This window comes from Erysipelatoclostridium sp. MSK.7.34, from assembly GCF_019041935.1.
GTDB lineage: Bacteria > Bacillota_I > Bacilli_A > Erysipelotrichales > Coprobacillaceae > Thomasclavelia > Thomasclavelia ramosa.
Genome location: NZ_JAHPYJ010000001.1, coordinates 1 through 18,930, shown reverse-complemented (window position 1 = coordinate 18,930; position 18,930 = coordinate 1). Strand labels below are relative to the sequence as shown.

Below are 18,930 nucleotides of genomic sequence, written 5' to 3'. Positions count from 1 at the left end.
TTTGTAAAAATTGAAATAGTGTGTAACTGGTAATGCAGGCATCAACTATACTAGATTTATATTAAGATATTTTTTATCTTTATATATTTTTTTAGTATATGTTGATGCCTTTTTTGATGAAAAAGCGCGCGTTCATCTTTATCCTATAGCATACATCTTTTTACAGTTTTATATGGAGGAGAAAATCGATGAGAATGAAAAAAAGAGGTATCATGAAAAAAGGACTGATTTTAGGATTGTCATGCATGATGTTGGGCTCTACAATAACGATTACAAGAGCAGCTGAGAATACAAAACCCCTTACTGATTTTGGAAATGTTTTAGATGTAACTGCCGATCCAAAAGAAAAAATCTACGGGACATATAGTACAAATGAATATAATAACTTTTCAGATATGGGAGCTTGGCATGGTTACTATCTACATCAAAAAACAGCAACAGATCTATATGGGGGATTTGCTGGACCAGTAATCATTGCAGAAGAATATCCAATTAATTTATCTGATTCAATTAATAAAATTAATTTAGAAAAAGTAACAGCACAAGGAAATGAAAAAATTGATTTAACTAAAGCGACTACTAATGAGGTATATTATCCAGGTCGTCTTGAACAAACTTATGATTTGGCTGAGTTAACATTAAAATTAAAATTAATTTTTGGTACTAACCGAAGTGCTTTGATCGAAACAAAAATAATTAATAAAACTAATAATGATTTAAAATTAAATTTATCTTGGGATGGACATTTATTTACTTGGTATACTAGTGAAAATAAAAGTATGGGAACTACTTTGAGTGAAAGTGCAGATGGGGTGAAAGTTAACTTCATTGAAAAAAGAGGCACTTGGGAATATATGACAACAACTGAAAACTCATTTGATGTAGTATTAAGTGAAGATGATATTAAAACAACGGTAAGTGATGATCGGTTATCATATACAATTACCAAAAATGAATCAATAACGATTGGAGCTGATAGCGAATATAATACTTATCAAACACAAAGTTTTACTTTCACAAATGAAGAAAGAGTTTCAGAAAAAACTAAAGTAACTAATTTATTAAAAAATCCTCAAAAATATTTCGAGAAAAATAATTCTCGTTGGCAAGGATATGTAGATACTATTTTTGAAAATGGAGTAGATGCTAATGTTAATTATCAACGGGCTGCAGTAAAATCAATAGAAACATTGATGACTAACTGGTTTTCTGCTGCTGGAGCAATCAAACATGATGGAATCGTTCCATCAATGTCATATAAATGGTTCATCGGTATGTGGGCATGGGATTCTTGGAAACAAGTAGTAGCTACAACATATTTTAATGAAGAATTAGCTAAAGATAATGTTCGTGCTTTATTTGATTATCAAATTAAAAGTGATGATGCAGTACGCCCTCAAGATGCAGGAGCTATCATTGACTGTATTTTCTATAATCAAAATGAAGATCGCGGTGGTGATGGCGGTAACTGGAATGAACGAAATTCTAAACCAGCTTTAGCAGCATGGGCAGTTGAAAATGTTTATCGTCAAACTGGTGATAAAGAGTTTTTAAAAGAAATGTATCCCAAATTAGCTGCTTATCATAACTGGTGGTATACAAATCGTGATATTGATAAAAATGGTATTGCTGAATATGGTGGAATGGTGCATGAAACATGTTATGATTGGCGTAATTATGAATATACAGTTGGTCAGTATGTTGAAGGGTTTGGTACAGTTAATGAAGACGGTTATATTTTAGATGATAATGGGGAACGTATTGTATGCCCAGAAGCTGGAATTGAAGCGGCTGCTTGGGAAAGTGGAATGGATAATGCAACACGTTTTGACCGTGAAGGAAACGGGGCAGATGATAAAGGCATTGAAATTTATACAGTAAGAAATAATCAACATGCGCCAATTGGATATGTTATTAATCAAGAATCAGTGGATTTAAATGCTTATTTATATGCTGAAAAAGGTTTCTTGAAATCAATGGCAGAAGAATTGGGGTATCAAAATGATGTAGTAAAATATACACAAGAGGCACAATATATTCAAGAATATATTAATGATAGAATGTACGATGAAGAAACTGGATTCTATTATGATGTTCAAACAAATGAAGATGGTTCAGAAAAGAAATTATTAGTGAATCGGGGTAAAGGAACTGAAGGATGGATCCCACTATGGGCTAAAGCAGCGACTAAAGATAAAGCTGCACGAGTTGTAGAAAGTATGACAGATGCTAATAAGTTTGATACATTTGTACCTTTCCCAACAGCTTCAAAAGATAATAATAAATATGCACCAGAAAAATATTGGCGTGGACCAGTATGGCTAGATCAAGCTCTATATGCGGTAGAAGCTTTACAAAATTACGGCTATTATGATGAAGCGAAAGTGGCAACAACGAAATTATTTGATCATGCTAAAGGCTTGTTAGGAACAGGACCAATCCATGAAAATTATAACCCTGAAACGGGAGAAGGGCTACATACTAAGAATTTTAGCTGGAGTGCTTCCGCTTTCTATCTGCTATATCAAAATACATTAACTTCTACTAATACAACATCACAAACAGGATTCGATATTCCTAATGTAAATATTGAAGTAAATATAAATAAAGAGTTATTATTAGAAGCTATAAAAAAAGCAGAATTAATCAAAGAATCTGAGTATACTAAAGATTCTTATCAGGGTTTAGTAATTGCTTTAGAAAACGGTAGAGCTGTATATGATGATAAAAATGCAACGCAAGATATGGTTGACATAGCAGCTGCTAAATTAAATGAGGCATTGAATGCACTTGTTAAAATTAAAATAACGGATAATGAAGGCACTAGTCCTAAAACTGGAGATAGCATTGAAACTATAGGCTATGCTGTTTTATTAGGTCTTACAGGAGGTGCATTAGCATTAGCAGGTAAAAGAAAAAAACACAATTAATGCTGTGAGGATAAAAACACACGATTAGATTCGTGTGTTTTTAGAATGTAAAAAATGTTTTTGATTCAATACAATTTATTGACCGAAAGCACTTTCAATGATACCATAGAGAAAGTGGATTTCGTTGGATTCGGAGGAAAGAATGAAAGAGCGAATTTTTGCGCTGTTACAAAGAATCGAACGAAGTTTTATGTTATCAATAGCAGTTCTACCAGTTACGAGATCGGTGTTCGGATTAGCAATTGCTTTTGCAAATGAAACAATGATCACTTCATATAATTTGTAGAAGATTTTAGGCGAGGTGACAATAATAAATGCTCTACTTGTTATAATGAAAAAAGCGGGTTTAGGAATCATTGATAATCTATCTTTTATTTTTGCAGCTGGAATGGCTTTGGGAATGGCAAAAAGAGAAAGAGCAGTTACGGTTTTATCGTCGGTGATTGCTTTCTTTGTAATGTATGCATTAATTAATGTGTTATTGGTAATTAACGGTCAAATCTTAGCTGATAATTCGATAGTAATAATGTTTTAAAGGGTACGATTACGGTAATATGCGTAATTCCGACTTTAGAAATGGAAATTTTTGGCGGAATAGTTGTTGGAACGACGGTAGCGTACTTGCATAATCATTTTTTTACCGAACTAAGCTTTCTAAATGTGTATCCTGTATTGAAAAATTAAAATTCACACCGATTCTTTCGATTTTTATTATTATGGGAATTATAATGTATGTGATTTGACCGCAGATTTAAAGTATTATTTATACACTGGGAAGTTTGGTAAATGAAACTGGATATTTAGGGACTTTTATTTTTGGTGTAATAAAGCGTTTATTAGTTCCCTTTGGACTGCATCATGTATTTTGTCTACCATTTTGGCAAACTGCAGTAGGCGGGAGTATGCTTATTGATGGTTTATTAGTTCAAGGTGGACAGAATATTTTCTTTGCCCAACTAGCTGATCCTAACATACTCTATTTTAGTGTAGCAGCTACGCGCTATTTTTCAGGAGGGTTTATATTTATGATATTTGGACTACCTGATGTGGCTCTAGCGATATATCAATGTGCCGATTCACAATAAAAAAGTTGGTATGTAGAATATTGCTGACTGCGGCATTAATGTGTATATTAACAGGAATCACAGAATCGATTGAATTTTCTTTTATTTTTATGGCACCAATGTTATTTGGGATGCAAGTATTTTGGCGGAAAGTGCTTATCTTGCTGCACATATTTTGAATATTACAGTAGGATTAACTTGATTTAATTATATTCGGGATATTGCAGGGGAACGCCAAAACAAATTGGCTGCTAATAATTCCAGTGGGGATTATTTATTTTCTTTTATATTATAGTAGTTTTAAATATTTAATTCTAAAATATAACTTAAAAACATTGGGACGTAGTAATAACGGTAAGTTGCTATTGCAGCAAGATGAGAAAAATTTTGATGTTTTAACAGCCAGTAAAGTTATAGATGGTTTTAATCAGCAATTTTATTATATTGTAAAAGGACTGGGTGGAAAGAATAACTTTAAATATTTGGATAGTTGAAATAATAGGTTTGTTAATGATCTTGCAAAGATAGATGAAAATATACTAAAGAAATCAGGTGTTATAGGAATTATTTATCGGGAATTAAATATCCAGCTGGTCTTTGGCCTAAGGCATCAAACCTAAAAATGAAATTAGAAGAATATTTAGAAAAGCTAAATAAGGTTTAATTAGGTAAGAGTAATATAAATCAAGTTAGATTATAGTAAGTTTATAATGGTGATAAACATGTGAAACATAAAATGATTTTGCTGCTTAAGGAAAACGGATAAGATGGGAAGGGATAATCATGTATCGAATAGAAAAAGTGTTAAATAATAATAGTATTTTAGCAAGTAAAGATAATCAGGAAGTTATTTTTTTAGGTAAGGGTATTGGTTTTGGTAAAAAGATAAACGATATTTATATTCCAAGTGATGGAGTTAAAAAGTATAAGATGGAAACAAAAGAACAGGAAAAAAGGTTGCCACACGAGATTATCAGGAATGTTGATCCCGTTTTTATTGAAATCGCATCCGATATAATTAGATTTGCTCAAGAACAATTTGATCACGTAGATACAAAGATTTTATTGCCGTTAGCCGATCATATTGATTTTGCAATTAAAAGAATCCAAGAAAATGTTAATATGTCTAATCCGTTTACCAAAGATATTGAATTACTATTTCCAGAAGAATATAAGGTGGCATTAAAAGGTAAACAATTAATCAATTCAATTACTGGTTTCGAAATAACTGAAGATGAAGTTGGTTATATAACATTACATGTTCATTCAGCCATTAGTACTGATCATGTTGGCGAATCGATGCAGGCAATGGAAATAATTCATGAGAGTATTGATAAATTACGAAAAGAATTGAATATTGGAATTGATCGTAATTCAATCTCTTATATTCGACTGATGAATCACATTAAATATTTATTATTACGTCTTAATACTGAAGAAAAATTACAAATGGATATTAGTGATTTTACCCAAGAAAGATTTCCTTTTGCATATGAACGTTCTAAAGAAATTTGTATTCGTTTATCAAAGGTAATGAAAAAAGAGATTCCACAATCAGAAATTGGTTATTTAGCTTTACATTTAGAAAGAATTTTATCAATTGAACTAAAATAGGGGATATTTTACTATATTTTTTCATAAAATAAACAGTGAATCGTTTTATGTCAAAATTTATTTTTAAATTCTGAAAATTGTAGTAATTTTAATTTCATTGTGATAAAATCGTTTCATATGTAAATGATAAATGTTTATGGAGGTATATTTATGTATAAAATTTTGCTATGCTGTGCATCTGGTTTAACTACTAGTATGCTTGTAAATGCAATGAAAAAAGATGCAAAAGAAAAGAACATAGATGTGATGATTTGGGCAGTTGCTGAAAGCGCAATCGACTTATCTTGGGCTGATGCTGATTGTATTTTAGTTGCTCCTCAAAATGCCGGAGATCTTGAAAAGGTTAAAGGTATCGTTAATAGTTCTATTCCGGTTGCTTCAATTGATGGTGTTAACTTTTCTAAAATGGATGGGCAAGCTGTTTTAGAACAAGCAATTGAAATGATCAATAAATAAGTTATTCGATTGAATAACTTATTTTTTTATATTTTGAAAAAAGAATAAAAAAAGTTTAAAAAGTAGTTATGATTATCTTATCATATAAAAAGGGGAATAAATATGTTTGATGTGTTAATAAAGGCTTTAGGTTTTGTAATTGTAATAGTTATCGGTTTTTTATTAAAACAATTTAGAATATTAAAAAAGGAAGACGGTTATACTTTGGCAACAATTATTATGAATGTTACATTGCCATGTGCACTTTTTTCTAATGCTAATGGAATTACGATCAATGGTGCTATGATTGTTTTAATTTTAATGGGGATTATTTTAAACGTTTTAATGGTTGCAATTGGGTATTTTGTTAGTAACGGGAAATCGGCACCAACAAGAGCAGCGTATATGATCAATTGTTCGGGCTACAATATTGGTAATTTTGTTTTACCGTTTGTTCAAGCTTTTTTCCCAGGAATGGGTGTAGCTTATTTATGTATGTTTGATGTTGGAAATGCGTTAATGGGATTAGGGGGAACCTTTGCGATTGCTTCAAGTGTTGTTAGTAGTGAACAGAAGTTATCCGTAAGCAATGTAATAAAAAAATTATTTTCATCAATTCCTTTTGATGTATATATTGTTATTTTCTTTTTAGCATTATTTAAAATAAAAATACCAGCTCCAATTTTATCAATCACTGATTTTATTGGCGCTGGAAATGGTTTTTTAGCAATGCTGATGATTGGACTGTTATTAGAAATTAAAATTTCACATGATGACTTCAAGGATTTAATCTCTATTTTATCATACCGTCTTTTAGGAAATATGTTATTAATGGCTTTGTGCTTCTTCTTATTACCATTGCCGCTGCTTGCTAAAAAGATTTTAATTATTGCTTTAGCTGCACCGATCAGTACAGTATCTGCAGTCTTTACAAGACAGTGTAAATATGAAGGAGAAGTAGCTGCTGTAGCCAATTCTTTATCAATTTTAATTGGGATTGGAGTCTTAGTTGTTTTATTAATGCTTTTTGTATAATAGTAGATATTTTTGTTTAAATAATATACAATGTTCGTGGTGATAATATGACTAAACAAATACCGTTACAACAATTAAAAATAAATACAAATCGTATTGAATTATTAAATAATATGAATATCTATTCAGTTCGCGATCTTGTTTTACATTTCCCTTATCGTTATGAATCGATTGAAGAAACACCTTTAATAGATAACGAAAAAGTTATTATTGAAGGTGTTTTAATTGATGAGCCTAAAATATTTTATAAGGGGCGCTTATCTAGATTATCTTTTCAAATATTATATAAGCAGGAGGTTTATAAAGTAACTTTATTTAATCGTCATTTTTTGAAAAAAAATATGACTAAAGAAATGCCTTTGACCATTATTGGTAAATATAATAGTAAAACAAAAAGTATCACTGCTAGTGATTTACGATTAAAACCACTTGATGAAATCAGTGGGATTACACCAATATACTCATTAAAAGAAGGAATTACTCAAAAATCTTTTCAAGGTTATGTAAAAAAGGCATTAAATTTTTATCATGGTCATATTCAAGACGAGGTTCCTACTAATTTATTAATTAAACATCATTTAATCCATAAAGAATTAGCATTGAATTTAATTCATTTTCCTAGTAATAATGGTGATGTAAAAGAGGCGTTACGTTATCTAAAATATGAGGAATTTTTACGTTTTCAATTAACTATGCAATACATTAAATTATCTAGGAAAGATAATTTGGGAATAAAAAAGCAATTTAATCGCCAAACTCTAGATGAGTTTATTGCCCAATTGCCTTTTGAATTGACTTTTGATCAAGAACAAGCAGCGTTGGAAGTAATTAATGATTTACAAAAAGAAACAATGATGTATCGCTTTGTTCAAGGAGACGTTGGAAGTGGTAAAACAGTGGTTGGAGCAATTGGTTTATATGCAAATTATTTAGCTGGATATCAAGGAGCAATGATGGCGCCAACAGAAATATTAGCTACTCAGCATTATCGTTCATTAATCAAATTATTTAAAAAAATAGATATCAATATTGCTTTGTTAACAGGACATTTATCAAATAAAGAAAAACAAAGAATCTATAATGATTTAGAAAACGGGACTATTGATATTGTGGTTGGAACACATGCGTTATTTCAAGAAAAAGTAATTTATCAAAAACTTGGTTTAGTTATTACAGATGAACAACATCGTTTTGGAGTAAATCAACGTAAAGCACTAAAAGAAAAAGGTAAACAAGTAGATTTTATGGTTATGTCAGCAACTCCGATTCCTCGAACACTGGCCATAAGTATATATGGGGATATGGATGTATCAACTATTAAAACGATGCCAAGTGGAAGAAAACCAGTAATTACAGAAGTTTTTAAGACACATAGTATGAAACCTATTTTAAACCGTTTGAAAGAGTATTTAGCAAGTGGAGGACAATGTTATGTTGTCTGCCCTCTGGTTGAAGAAAGTGAAGCTATCGATAGCAGGGATGCTACGGGAATATATAATGGGATGAAGGCCTATTTCAAAGAACAGTATCAAATTGGTCTGCTTCATGGTAAAATGGACGATGAAACAAAGGATCAGATCATGGCAGCATTTAAAGCTAATGAGATTCAAATCTTAGTTTCAACAACTGTAATTGAGGTTGGGGTAGATGTAAGTAATGCAAATTGGATTGTTATTTACAATGCTGAGCGATTTGGATTGAGTCAGATTCATCAGCTGCGTGGTCGTGTTGGTCGTAGTGATCAGCAGGGATATTGTTTTTTATTAAGTAATTCTTCAAGTCAAGAGGCATTGGAACGTTTAGAATTTTTAAGAAATTGTCATGATGGTTTTGAAGTTTCTTACTATGATTTAAAATTGCGCGGACCGGGGGATATACTTGGAAATCAACAAAGTGGATTACCGGTGTTTAGTGTTGGAAATATTTTCGAAGATGCCAATATTTTAGAAATTTCTAGAAAGGATGCATTAGAACTGCTTGAAAGCAAATCTAATGATTTAATATATTTAAAATTAATAAAAGAAATCGAAGAACAATTAATCAACAATAATAAATATATTGATTAATTTATGTTATAATTATGACTAATATGAGGTGAAGTAGATGAAATTAGGAATTGATGCCATGAGTGGTGATTTAGGAAGCAGAATAGTTGTGGAAGCATGTCTATCATTTTTAGAGAAAAATAAAACAGATGAATTATATGTTGTGGGAAAGATTGAGGAATTAGAAGCATTAAAACCATATGATCAAGTGACTTTGATCGATGCGCGAGAAGTTCTGGAAATGACAGAAAATATTTTAGCCATTCGTCGTAAAAAGGAATCAAGTATGGTTAAAACAATGATGCTGGCTCGTAAGGGCGAAGTTGATGCAGTCTTATCTTGTGGAAATACTGGTGCCTATTATGCAAGTGCAATGTTATTTTTAAAACGTATTGAAGGTGTTGAAAAATCTTGTTTGATGGCAATGATGCCTACTTACAGTGATAATAAAGTAGCAATGCTTGACGTTGGGGCAAATTCAGAAAATACAGCTGAACAGTTGAAATCATTTGCAATCATGGGTAACGCTTATGCTAAAAATGTTTTAAAAATTACCAACCCTAAAATTGCTTTATTAAATATTGGAAGTGAACATCATAAAGGTGATGAGATTCATCAAGAAACATATAAATTGTTAGAAGATATGCAAGAAATTAATTTTGTTGGTAATATTGAAGGTAAAGAGATTTTGGATGGTGAAGTTGATGTTGTCGTAACGGATGGCTTTACAGGTAATGTAGCATTAAAGACAATTGAAGGTGTTGCAAAAGTGCTGGTTAAAAGTTTAAAAGATGGTTTTATGTCATCAACTAGAACCAAGGCAGGAGCGGTTCTTGCTAAGCCGGCTTTAAAACAGTTATTGACTAAATTTGATACTAAGGCAGCAGGTGGTGCTTTAATGATGGGTTTTGTTAAACCGGTTATTAAAGCCCATGGTTCAAGTGATGCAATTGCTTTTGAAAATGCAATTAACTTAGCTTTTGAAATGGTTTCTAGTGACGTTGTGGAAAAAATGAAAGAAGGATTGAATTAACGTGGAATTAGAACAATTTTTACAAAAAATGGAAATACCTTATCAGAATATAGAAATATTTAAGGAAGCTTTTACGCATCCTTCATATGCAAATGAAAATAAAATGAAAAATCATGATTATGAACGGTTGGAGTTTTTAGGTGATGCGGTTTTACAGTATCATGTTTCTCGGCATATCTTTGATTTATACCCGGAATTGCCAGAAGGCCGTCTAACCAAACTTAGAGCAAAACTTGTTCGTGAAGAATCATTAGCACGTTTTGCTAGAGAACTTGATCTAGGCCCGCTTATTTATTTAGGAGCAGGTGAGTTGAATAATGGTGGGCGTGATCGTGATAGTGTTTTAGCCGATATTTTTGAAGCTTTTATGGGTGCGATATGTCATGACTGTGGACCAGAATATGTTGAAAAAATGCTGGATATTACGATCTATAAGCATGTTGAGGATGTTAATTACGATGAAATTACAGATTTTAAAACAAAATTGCAGGAATTGATTCAGGCTGATCAGAGAAAGACGGTAACTTATGATCTAATCTCATCATCAGGACCGTCAAATAATCCAGTATTCGAAATGGCTGTTAAAATGGATGAGATGGTATTAGGGGTTGGAGTAGGTTCTTCGAAGAAAAGAGCAGAGCAACAGGCAGCTAAAGATGCATTAAATAAATTAGCAAGATAACGGACTTTTTTATGAAGTCTGTTTTTTTGCCTATTTATTATTTTTTTATTTGAATAGGTTATGGTAGGAGGGATGTACATGTACGAAGATTACATGGATAATTTGTTTGATCGGCGACCAATGCCAACAGTTGCACCAAAGGTAGGTGATATCTTTCTATATACTGTAAATCGTGGTGATAACGTTTATGCAATTGCACGACGATTTAATACACGAGTTGACTATATTAAAAATATGAATAGCCTAGATGATAAAATGATGATCTATCCTGGGCAACAATTATTAGTTCCAGTACTATTTGAAAAAATGCCACCAATGAAGCCACAGCCATTACCACAGCCGCAACCACAACCAAGACAGTCTTATGAACTATATTTCTAAAATAACTAGATTTTTATAAGAAAAAAGTTTATTATAATGATAAATATATACAAGGAGAACAATAGATGGATTTACATGCAGGAAGTAAACGTAATTTAACATTGGTAATGGATCTATATGAATTAACAATGTCTTATAATTATTTTAAACAAGGCAATAAAGATGAATATGTGTATTTTGATATGTATTATCGTAAAAATCCAGATAATGGTGGATTCTCAATATTTGCTGGTCTTCAGCAGTTGATTGAATGTATCGAACACCTACATTTTAGTGAGGGAGATATTAAATATCTCCGCTCACTAAATAAGTTTGATGAAGAATTTTTTGATTATTTACGAGATTTTCATTTTACGGGGTCAATATATGCGGTTAAAGAAGGTACACCGGTTTTCCCTAATGAACCTTTAATTACAATTCGTGCAAAATTTATAGAAGCACAATTAATTGAAACTTTATTATTGGTAACTGTAAACCATCAATCATTGATTGCTACAAAAGCTAACCGCATTGTTCGAGAAGCAAAAGGACGACCGGTTTTAGAATTTGGGGCAAGGCGAGCTCAAGGCTATGATAGTGCTACATATGGAGCTCGAGCTGCTTATATTGGTGGAGTTGCCGGGACAGCTACAGTTTCTGCGGGGATGATGTTTAATATTCCTGTAGTAGGAACAATGGCTCATTCATTTGTTCAATCATTTGAAAGTGAATTTGAAGCTTTTAAAGCGTATGCTCTTACATATCCGGATGATTGTGTATTATTAGTTGATACATATGATACATTAAAAAGTGGTGTGCCTAATGCTATAAAAGTAGCAAATGAAGTTTTAGCGCCGTTAGGTAAAAAATTAAAAGGCATCCGCTTAGACAGTGGTGACATTGCTTATTTATCAAAGCGAGCGCGAGTGATGCTTGATGTTGCGGGATTAGTTGATGCTAAGATAACAGCATCAAATTCATTAGATGAATATTTGATTCGTTCTTTATTGGATCAAGGAGCCCAGCTGGATTCATTTGGGGTGGGTGAAAACCTTATTGTTTCACGGAGTGCGCCAGTTTTTGGTGGTGTATATAAGTTAGTGGCTCTGGAAAAAAATGGAAAAATTATTCCTAAAATCAAAATTTCTGAAAATACGGAAAAAATAACGAATCCAGGATATAAAAAAGTATATCGCTTATTCGAAAATGAAACAGGAAAAGCAATTGGTGATGTAATTGCTTTTCATGATGAAGAGATTTCCAGTAGTCACGATTTAACAATATATCATCAATCGAATATTTGGAAATTTAAGACAATAGCTGCTAATACATACAGTGTAGAAGAGTTACAAGTACCAGTCTTTATTAATGGTAAACGGGTATACCCCGAATATACTGTAGAAGAAATTCGTGAATATTCTAATCAACAAAAAGCACGTTTGTGGGATGAAGTGTTCCGCTTAGAATACCCTCATGATTACTATGTTGATTTAACAAAAAAACTGTTAGATTATAAAATTAAGATGTTAGAAGAAAAAAGAAAGTAGTTAATGGAGGAATAAAAGTGGCAAGATTTGATCGTAAGGTTGAAAGACAAAAAAAGGAATTTGATTTTTATCATAAAGAAAAAACTAAAAAATCTAAGATGACTGAATTTAAAGAAAATTTTAGTTTTCGGTGGATAAAGATAAATTTACGAACAGTGATTTATATAGTTTTAGATTTTTTGGCTGTAAGTTTAGCTTTCATTCCTTTATTAATGAAATACTATGATGCTAAAACTGCCTTTATTTTAGGGCATGGGGTATTGACGAGTTTGTTAGTAGTTTTAACATTCTATTTTATCAATAAGGAAGAGAAACCGCCACTAAGCGCTTTGTTTATTCGTTATTGTTTTATGGCATTGCTTTTAGGGGCAACGTCATTGATTGCAGTATTTTTAGTTTAAAGTGTAAGAAATATTATAATTTTATGGAGCTTACTTTTACTGAGAATAATATTACATATAAGGTAAGACCAGATAATTAAATAATCGAGGAGGTCTTTATGATTATTACAGTAGTAGGTCTCGGAGTAGTTGGAGGCAGTTTTGTTAAAGCCTTAAAAGGTCAAGGTCATGAAGTTTATGGGATTGATATCGATGAAAAGACTTTACAAATGGCGAAAAATGAAGGAACTATAATTGAGGGATTTACAGATGGAAAAGAAATTATTGCACAATCTGACTTAACTATTATATGTTTATATCCTTCATTGGTTTTAAAATTTATTAAAGAGAATAAATTTAAAAAAGGAAGTATCATTACTGATGCGGTAGGGATTAAATCTTATTTCTTAGAAGAAGCAATGACAATTATTGATCCTGAAGTTGAATTTGTTAGTGGACATCCAATGGCTGGACGAGAGAAAAAAGGATATGGGTACGCTAGTAAAGAAGTTTTTAAAAATGCTAATTATATACTGATTGAACATCCGGTTAATCAAAAAGAATGCATTAGTTTTATGGAACGTTTTGTTGGAACTTTAGGTTTTAAGAGTGTTAAAATCATGTCGCCACAAGCTCATGATGAAATTATTTCATTTACATCACAGTTGCCACATGCAATTGCAGTGTCTTTGATTAATAGTGATAATGAAAAATATGAAACTGGTAAGTACATAGGAGATTCATACCGTGATTTAACTCGAATTGCAAATATTAATGAAAATTTATGGTCAGAGTTATTTTTACGAAATAGTGATTATTTGTTGGCTTCAATTGAAGCATTTGAAGAACAACTAGACTTAATTAAAGTGGCTTTAAAAGATAATGACGAACGATTACTAAAAGATTTATTTATTAAATCTTCGTTACGACGGGAAAAATTAGAGAAATAATAGGTCTAGGCCTATTATTTTTTTGCTATTAAGTATAATATATTAAACAAATTGTTAAATGATAGTTGCTTTATTGACAAGATTCGTTATAATTAGACTGTTGAAAAGAATAAATGATGGAGGTGTCTTATGGATATCGGGAGTAAGGTAAAAAGATTACGGCAAGCTAATGGTTTAACTTTAGAAGAACTAGCCAATCGCAGTGAATTAACAAAAGGCTTTCTATCGCAATTAGAACGGGATTTGACATCACCTTCGGTTGCTACTTTAGAAGATATTTTAGAAGCTTTGGGAACTAATCTGCAAGAGTTCTTTAGTGAAAAAGAAGCGGAACAACTAGTTTTTAAACAAGATGATTTTTTTGAAAATATTCAAGATGATTATAAAATTTCATATATTATTCCTAATGCTCAAAAAAATGATATGGAACCAATTTTAATTGAATTAGAAAAAGATAAACAGTCAATGATAATTGCTCCTCATGAAGGACAGGAATTTGGGTATGTTGTTCAAGGACGGGTTAAGTTGATTTATGGTGATAATGAATTTGTGTTGAAAAAAGGAGAAACTTTCTATTTGAAGGGATTAGTATCGCATTATTTATTTAATCCTGGGGAAACTAAGGCTAAGGTTATTTGGGTTTCAACACCACCATTATTTTAAAGGAGACATTATGACAAAATTAATTGAATTAGACAATCTAACAAAAGAATATAATGGTCAAGTTGTTTTAAAAGGTATTCATTTAGAAATTAATGAAAAAGAATTTGTAACTTTACTTGGACCAAGTGGTTGCGGTAAGACTACAACTTTAAGAATTATGGGTGGTTTTGAAGAAGCTAATGGTGGAACTGTTTTATTTGATGGTCAAGATATTAGTGGGTTACCGCCGTATAAAAGAGAACTAAATACAGTTTTTCAGAAATATGCGTTATTTCCTCATATGGATGTTTTTGATAATATTGCTTTTGGTTTAAAAATAAAAAAAATGGACAAAGAAACAATTAAGCATAAAGTTAATCGGATGCTTGATTTAGTTGGGTTAGCTGGCTTTGGACAAAGAAATATAAATCAGTTATCAGGTGGACAGCAGCAGCGAGTAGCGATTGCACGAGCTTTAGTAAATGAGCCTAAAGTGTTGTTATTGGATGAACCTTTGGGAGCCTTGGATTTAAAAATGCGTAAAACGATGCAAATAGAATTAAAAAATATTCAGCAGGAAGTAGGAATTACTTTTGTTTATGTTACTCATGATCAAGAGGAAGCTCTAACGATGTCAGATACGATCGTAGTTATGAATGAGGGACAAATTCAACAAATTGGAACACCAATCGATATTTATAATGAACCTGAAAATCGTTTTGTAGCTCAATTTATAGGAGAATCAAATATTATTGAAGGGATTTTTGTAAAAGATTACTTAGTTGAATTTGATGGAAAGCAATTTGAATGTGTTGATAAAGGTTTTGATGATGGTCAAGATGTTGATATTGTTTTGAGACCAGAAGATTTAGATATTGTTGAAGTTGGTAAAGGAAAAATAGAAGGGGTTGTAACTTCTATTGTTTTTAAAGGCGTTCATTACGAGATTATTGTAGAGACAAAAGATCGTGATTATATGGTACACACAACAGATATTAGTGAAGTAGGGAAAAAAGTTAATTTGGATTTTTGGCCTGAAGATATTCATGTTATGGATAAAATGGGTAGCTATTAATGAAACAGTTTCGTAAGTTGGTTGGCCCATATTGTTTTTGGCTGTTTGTTTTGACAGTTGTACCAATGCTTTTAATTATGATCTATGCCTTTGTTCAAAAAGGAAATACGATTACTACATTTAATTTTACATTAGAAAATTTTTCTAAATTTTTTGATCCAATTTTTGTTTCAGTATTAGTCAAATCGTTTGTTTTAGGTGCAATTACAACGGTTTTATGCTTGGCAATTGGATATCCAGTGGCTTATGCAATTTCAAGGTGTAAAGAAAAAACGCAGACACTTCTTATTTTATTGATTACGTTTCCAACTTGGATCAATATGTTGATGCGAACATATGCGTGGATCAATATATTGAGTAGTAAGGGAATCATCAGTAATTTTGTCCAATTTCTAGGATTTGGTGAAGTTAGCTTTTTATATACGGACTTTGCCGTTGTTTTAGGAATGGTTTATGATTTCTTACCATTTATGATTTTACCTATTCATACCGCTTTAACTAAAATGGATAAATCTTTAGTTGAGGCAAGCAATGATCTAGGAGCGAATCCGATTACTACTTTTTGGAAAATTACTTTTAGATTGTCATTAGGTGGAGTATTAACAGGAATTACAATGGTATTTTTACCAGCTATTTCCTCATTTGTAATTCCAAAATTGTTAGGGGGTGGACAGTATTCTCTAATTGGTAATTTTATTGAACAGCAATTTATTAATGTAGGGGATTGGCATTTTGGTAGTGCTGTTTCTTTGATTTTAGCTGTTTTAGTTATTGTCCTCATGGGACTTATTAACCGGGTTGAAAAATACGCGGGGTATCAAGAGGAGGCTAAACGTGAAAAAACTAAAAAACTTTAAGTTTAATTTTAATAGTAGTTTATGGATTGGTTTTGCTTTAGCGTTCTTGTATTTACCGCTTGTGATTATGGCAATTTTTTCGTTCAATGATTCTAAATCACTTTCAAGCTGGAGTGGTTTTTCATTACGCTGGTATCAAGAGTTATTTGTAAATCAACAAATGATCGATGCTATTGTTGTGTCAGTTAGTATCGCAATCCTTTCAACCGTTATTTCAACAGTTTTGGGAACGATCACAGCAATTGGAGTATCAAAGTCAAAACCATTATTACGTAAGTTAGTTTTACAAGTAAATAATTTACCAATAATGAACCCTGATATAGTTACCGGGATATCCTTGATGTTGTTGTTTTCGTTTATTAAAGTAGAAAAGGGCTATTTAACTATGTTATTAGCTCATGTAGCTTTTTGTACTCCATTTGTAATTACAAATGTTTTACCAAAGGTACGACAGTTAGATGTTAATTTAGCCGATGCTGCGATGGATTTGGGGGCAACTCCATTTCAGGCTCTTACAAAAGTAATTATCCCTCAGATCAAACCGGGAATAATTTCAGGGGCTTTATTGGCTTTTACTATGTCATTTGATGATTTTATTATTTCTTATTTTGTTAGCGGGAATGGAATTGAAAATATTTCGATCGTTATTTACAATATGTCAAAGCGAACTAATCCTAGTATTTATGCACTTGCGACTATTATATTAGTTGTTGTATTACTTTTTGTGGCAATTGGAACATTAGTGCCGAAATTCTTTCCAAAAGCGACAAATAAACTATTAAGCAGTAAAACTGCTAAGATAGTTATTGCTGTTTGTCTAGTTTTATCTGTAGTGTGGTCAATTTCTACTGGTGTCAGTCGTAAAACGTTACGAGTGTATAATTGGGGAGAGTATATTGATAAAACAGTTATTAGTGATTTTGAAGATAAGTTCGATTGTCGGATTATTTATGAAACGTTTGATTCAAATGAAATTATGTACACTAAATATATGAGTGGAAATAGTTATGATGTACTAGTTCCTTCAGAATATATGATTGAACGAATGATCAAAGAGGATTTATTACAGCCTGTTGATAAATCATTAATTCCTAATTTGGATAATATTAATGAAGGAATTTTAGGACAGTCATTCGATTTGAGTAATAATTATTGGGTACCATATTTTTGTGGTAATGTAGGTATTTTGTATGATAAAACTGTTGTAGATGAAAAAGATTTAGAAGCAGGATGGAGTATCTTACGGAACACAAAATACAAAAATCAAATTTATATGTATGATTCAGAGCGTGATAGTTTTATGGTTGCTCTCAAAGCTTTAGGATATTCAATGAATACTACAAAAGAACGTGAAATAAATGAAGCTTATCAGTGGCTGTTAGAGCAACGTGAAGAAATGAATCCGGTTTATGTAGGTGATGAGTCAATTGATACAATGATCAGTGGTGTTAAGGCGATGGCGATAATGTATTCTGGTGATGCAGCAGCAGTAATGTCGGAAAATCCTAATATGGGTTACTATATGCCGAAAGAAGGGACTAATGTCTGGTTTGATGGATTTGTTATTTCGAAAGAGTGCAAGCAAACAAAACTTGCAAATGAATTTATTAATTATATGATAAGTGATAAAGTATCTTATAAGAATACTGTCGAAGTAGGATATTTAACTGCAAATGTTAATGCAGCGGCTCAGGCTGAAAAAGAGGAGTTTAAAGATATTAGTGCTTATGGACTGCGCACTGGCCCGAATGATGAAGTATTTGCTTATCAGGATAATGCTGTAAAAGAGATGTATAATTCTCGCTGGACGAAAGTGAAAGCAAAATAGTTAAAACTGTTGATTAAAAATCAGCAGTTTTTTTAAAAATATAAATATAAAAATTATTGATAAAATGAATCTTTTTTAGTGTGTTTTTTCTTATATATAAGAAAATGGTAATTTTTTTATAAAAAATACTTGAAATTATTTTCTGTTTAACATATAATAAATGAGCAGTCTGGTGATGACACCGACTGATAAAAACAAGAACAACAAGTTAATGGTTCCATGGCCAAGTTGGTAAGGCAACAGACTGCAACTCTGTTATCATCGGTTCGAGTCCGGTTGGAACCTCCATTAATGTGTTGCCCAGGTGGCGAAACTGGTAGACGCACAGGACTTAAAATCCTGCGGACCTTAAAATCCGTGCCGGTTCGATTCCGGCCCTGGGCACCATTTCTTAAAAGAATAAATCTTGCAAAAGCTAATAAGATGTGTTAATATAGATAGGCGTTGTAAGTG

General features: G+C 31.8%; 19 protein-coding genes and 2 tRNA genes. All 21 read left to right on the top strand.

Annotated elements, in window-relative coordinates; translation table 11 throughout:
* The first annotated feature begins 188 nt into the window (after positions 1–188).
* The 21 genes from ygjK (at position 189) to KTF99_RS00005 (ending at position 18,864) form a co-directional block, all read left to right on the top strand.
* On the top strand, positions 189–2,930 hold the full coding sequence (gene ygjK, locus KTF99_RS00105) for an alpha-glucosidase (RefSeq protein WP_034558791.1): 2,742 nt from the start codon (positions 189–191) through the stop codon (positions 2,928–2,930).
* A 142-nt stretch (positions 2,931–3,072) separates the two neighbouring features.
* Positions 3,073–3,216: a hypothetical protein gene (locus KTF99_RS00100; protein ID WP_003536753.1), complete on the top strand. Its 144-nt coding sequence runs from the start codon at positions 3,073–3,075 to the stop codon at positions 3,214–3,216.
* A gap of 45 nt (positions 3,217–3,261) precedes the next feature.
* The gene (locus tag KTF99_RS00095; RefSeq protein ID WP_003536754.1) at positions 3,262–3,465 is read left to right on the top strand and encodes a hypothetical protein; all 204 of its coding nucleotides are present in this window, start codon (positions 3,262–3,264) and stop codon (positions 3,463–3,465) included.
* A 244-nt stretch (positions 3,466–3,709) separates the two neighbouring features.
* Positions 3,710–4,015, top strand: a complete 306-nt coding sequence (locus KTF99_RS00090; RefSeq protein ID WP_003536755.1) for a PTS transporter subunit EIIC — start codon at positions 3,710–3,712, stop codon at positions 4,013–4,015.
* A gap of 242 nt (positions 4,016–4,257) precedes the next feature.
* The gene (locus tag KTF99_RS00085; RefSeq protein WP_226825704.1) at positions 4,258–4,488 is read left to right on the top strand and encodes a PTS glucose transporter subunit IIBC; all 231 of its coding nucleotides are present in this window, start codon (positions 4,258–4,260) and stop codon (positions 4,486–4,488) included.
* Positions 4,489–4,777: 289 nt separating this feature from the next.
* Positions 4,778–5,608 carry a PRD domain-containing protein gene (locus tag KTF99_RS00080; protein WP_003536765.1) on the top strand — a complete coding sequence of 277 codons (831 nt, stop codon included), beginning with the start codon at positions 4,778–4,780 and terminating at the stop codon, positions 5,606–5,608.
* A gap of 150 nt (positions 5,609–5,758) precedes the next feature.
* The gene (locus tag KTF99_RS00075; protein ID WP_008791498.1) at positions 5,759–6,064 is read left to right on the top strand and encodes a PTS sugar transporter subunit IIB; all 306 of its coding nucleotides are present in this window, start codon (positions 5,759–5,761) and stop codon (positions 6,062–6,064) included.
* Between the two features lie 102 nt (positions 6,065–6,166).
* A complete protein-coding gene (locus tag KTF99_RS00070; RefSeq protein ID WP_003536767.1) occupies positions 6,167–7,078 on the top strand; it encodes an AEC family transporter in 912 nt (303 codons plus the stop codon).
* 47 nt (positions 7,079–7,125) lie between these two features.
* Complete coding sequence (gene recG, locus KTF99_RS00065) at positions 7,126–9,144, top strand: ATP-dependent DNA helicase RecG (protein ID WP_034558784.1); 2,019 nt, start codon at positions 7,126–7,128, stop codon at positions 9,142–9,144.
* A gap of 37 nt (positions 9,145–9,181) precedes the next feature.
* A complete protein-coding gene (gene plsX / locus KTF99_RS00060; protein ID WP_003536769.1) occupies positions 9,182–10,156 on the top strand; it encodes a phosphate acyltransferase PlsX in 975 nt (324 codons plus the stop codon).
* A gap of 1 nt (position 10,157) precedes the next feature.
* The gene (gene rnc / locus KTF99_RS00055) at positions 10,158–10,838 is read left to right on the top strand and encodes a ribonuclease III (protein WP_003536778.1); all 681 of its coding nucleotides are present in this window, start codon (positions 10,158–10,160) and stop codon (positions 10,836–10,838) included.
* A gap of 78 nt (positions 10,839–10,916) precedes the next feature.
* Positions 10,917–11,219 carry a LysM peptidoglycan-binding domain-containing protein gene (locus tag KTF99_RS00050; protein ID WP_008791500.1) on the top strand — a complete coding sequence of 101 codons (303 nt, stop codon included), beginning with the start codon at positions 10,917–10,919 and terminating at the stop codon, positions 11,217–11,219.
* Positions 11,220–11,284: 65 nt separating this feature from the next.
* The gene (locus KTF99_RS00045) at positions 11,285–12,745 is read left to right on the top strand and encodes a nicotinate phosphoribosyltransferase (RefSeq protein WP_003536781.1); all 1,461 of its coding nucleotides are present in this window, start codon (positions 11,285–11,287) and stop codon (positions 12,743–12,745) included.
* Between the two features lie 17 nt (positions 12,746–12,762).
* Complete coding sequence (locus KTF99_RS00040; RefSeq protein WP_003536782.1) at positions 12,763–13,146, top strand: hypothetical protein; 384 nt, start codon at positions 12,763–12,765, stop codon at positions 13,144–13,146.
* A gap of 98 nt (positions 13,147–13,244) precedes the next feature.
* Positions 13,245–14,075 carry a prephenate dehydrogenase gene (locus KTF99_RS00035; protein ID WP_003536783.1) on the top strand — a complete coding sequence of 277 codons (831 nt, stop codon included), beginning with the start codon at positions 13,245–13,247 and terminating at the stop codon, positions 14,073–14,075.
* A 129-nt stretch (positions 14,076–14,204) separates the two neighbouring features.
* Entirely contained in the window at positions 14,205–14,738 is a 534-nt protein-coding gene (locus tag KTF99_RS00030) for a helix-turn-helix domain-containing protein (protein ID WP_003536784.1), read from the top strand.
* A 10-nt stretch (positions 14,739–14,748) separates the two neighbouring features.
* Positions 14,749–15,792, top strand: a complete 1,044-nt coding sequence (gene potA / locus KTF99_RS00025) for a spermidine/putrescine ABC transporter ATP-binding protein (RefSeq protein WP_003536785.1) — start codon at positions 14,749–14,751, stop codon at positions 15,790–15,792.
* Complete coding sequence (locus KTF99_RS00020; protein ID WP_003536786.1) at positions 15,792–16,649, top strand: ABC transporter permease; 858 nt, start codon at positions 15,792–15,794, stop codon at positions 16,647–16,649. Before potA ends, KTF99_RS00020 begins: the two co-directional genes overlap by 1 nt.
* Positions 16,627–18,477 carry an extracellular solute-binding protein gene (locus KTF99_RS00015; RefSeq protein ID WP_003536787.1) on the top strand — a complete coding sequence of 617 codons (1,851 nt, stop codon included), beginning with the start codon at positions 16,627–16,629 and terminating at the stop codon, positions 18,475–18,477. The genes KTF99_RS00020 and KTF99_RS00015 overlap by 23 nt, the downstream gene beginning before the upstream one ends.
* Positions 18,478–18,690: 213 nt before the next feature.
* Positions 18,691–18,765, top strand: a tRNA-Cys gene (locus KTF99_RS00010).
* A 10-nt stretch (positions 18,766–18,775) separates the two neighbouring features.
* Positions 18,776–18,864 (top strand) — tRNA-Leu (locus tag KTF99_RS00005).
* The last annotated feature ends 66 nt before the right edge of the window (positions 18,865–18,930 follow it).

Excerpts from the sequence above, each read along its gene's own strand:
- KTF99_RS00045 (WP_003536781.1), top strand. The coding sequence starts at position 11,285 with ATGGATTTACATGCAGGAAGTAAACGTAATTTAACATTGGTAATGGAT.
- recG (WP_034558784.1), top strand. The coding sequence starts at position 7,126 with ATGACTAAACAAATACCGTTACAACAATTAAAAATAAATACAAATCGT.
- KTF99_RS00035 (WP_003536783.1), top strand. The coding sequence starts at position 13,245 with ATGATTATTACAGTAGTAGGTCTCGGAGTAGTTGGAGGCAGTTTTGTT.
- ygjK (WP_034558791.1), top strand. The coding sequence starts at position 189 with ATGAGAATGAAAAAAAGAGGTATCATGAAAAAAGGACTGATTTTAGGA.
- KTF99_RS00100 (WP_003536753.1), top strand. The coding sequence starts at position 3,073 with ATGAAAGAGCGAATTTTTGCGCTGTTACAAAGAATCGAACGAAGTTTT.
- potA (WP_003536785.1), top strand. The coding sequence starts at position 14,749 with ATGACAAAATTAATTGAATTAGACAATCTAACAAAAGAATATAATGGT.
- KTF99_RS00075 (WP_008791498.1), top strand. The coding sequence starts at position 5,759 with ATGTATAAAATTTTGCTATGCTGTGCATCTGGTTTAACTACTAGTATG.
- KTF99_RS00070 (WP_003536767.1), top strand. The coding sequence starts at position 6,167 with ATGTTTGATGTGTTAATAAAGGCTTTAGGTTTTGTAATTGTAATAGTT.
- KTF99_RS00030 (WP_003536784.1), top strand. The coding sequence starts at position 14,205 with ATGGATATCGGGAGTAAGGTAAAAAGATTACGGCAAGCTAATGGTTTA.
- plsX (WP_003536769.1), top strand. The coding sequence starts at position 9,182 with ATGAAATTAGGAATTGATGCCATGAGTGGTGATTTAGGAAGCAGAATA.
- KTF99_RS00050 (WP_008791500.1), top strand. The coding sequence starts at position 10,917 with ATGTACGAAGATTACATGGATAATTTGTTTGATCGGCGACCAATGCCA.
- KTF99_RS00020 (WP_003536786.1), top strand. The coding sequence starts at position 15,792 with ATGAAACAGTTTCGTAAGTTGGTTGGCCCATATTGTTTTTGGCTGTTT.
- KTF99_RS00080 (WP_003536765.1), top strand. The coding sequence starts at position 4,778 with ATGTATCGAATAGAAAAAGTGTTAAATAATAATAGTATTTTAGCAAGT.
- KTF99_RS00095 (WP_003536754.1), top strand. The coding sequence starts at position 3,262 with ATGAAAAAAGCGGGTTTAGGAATCATTGATAATCTATCTTTTATTTTT.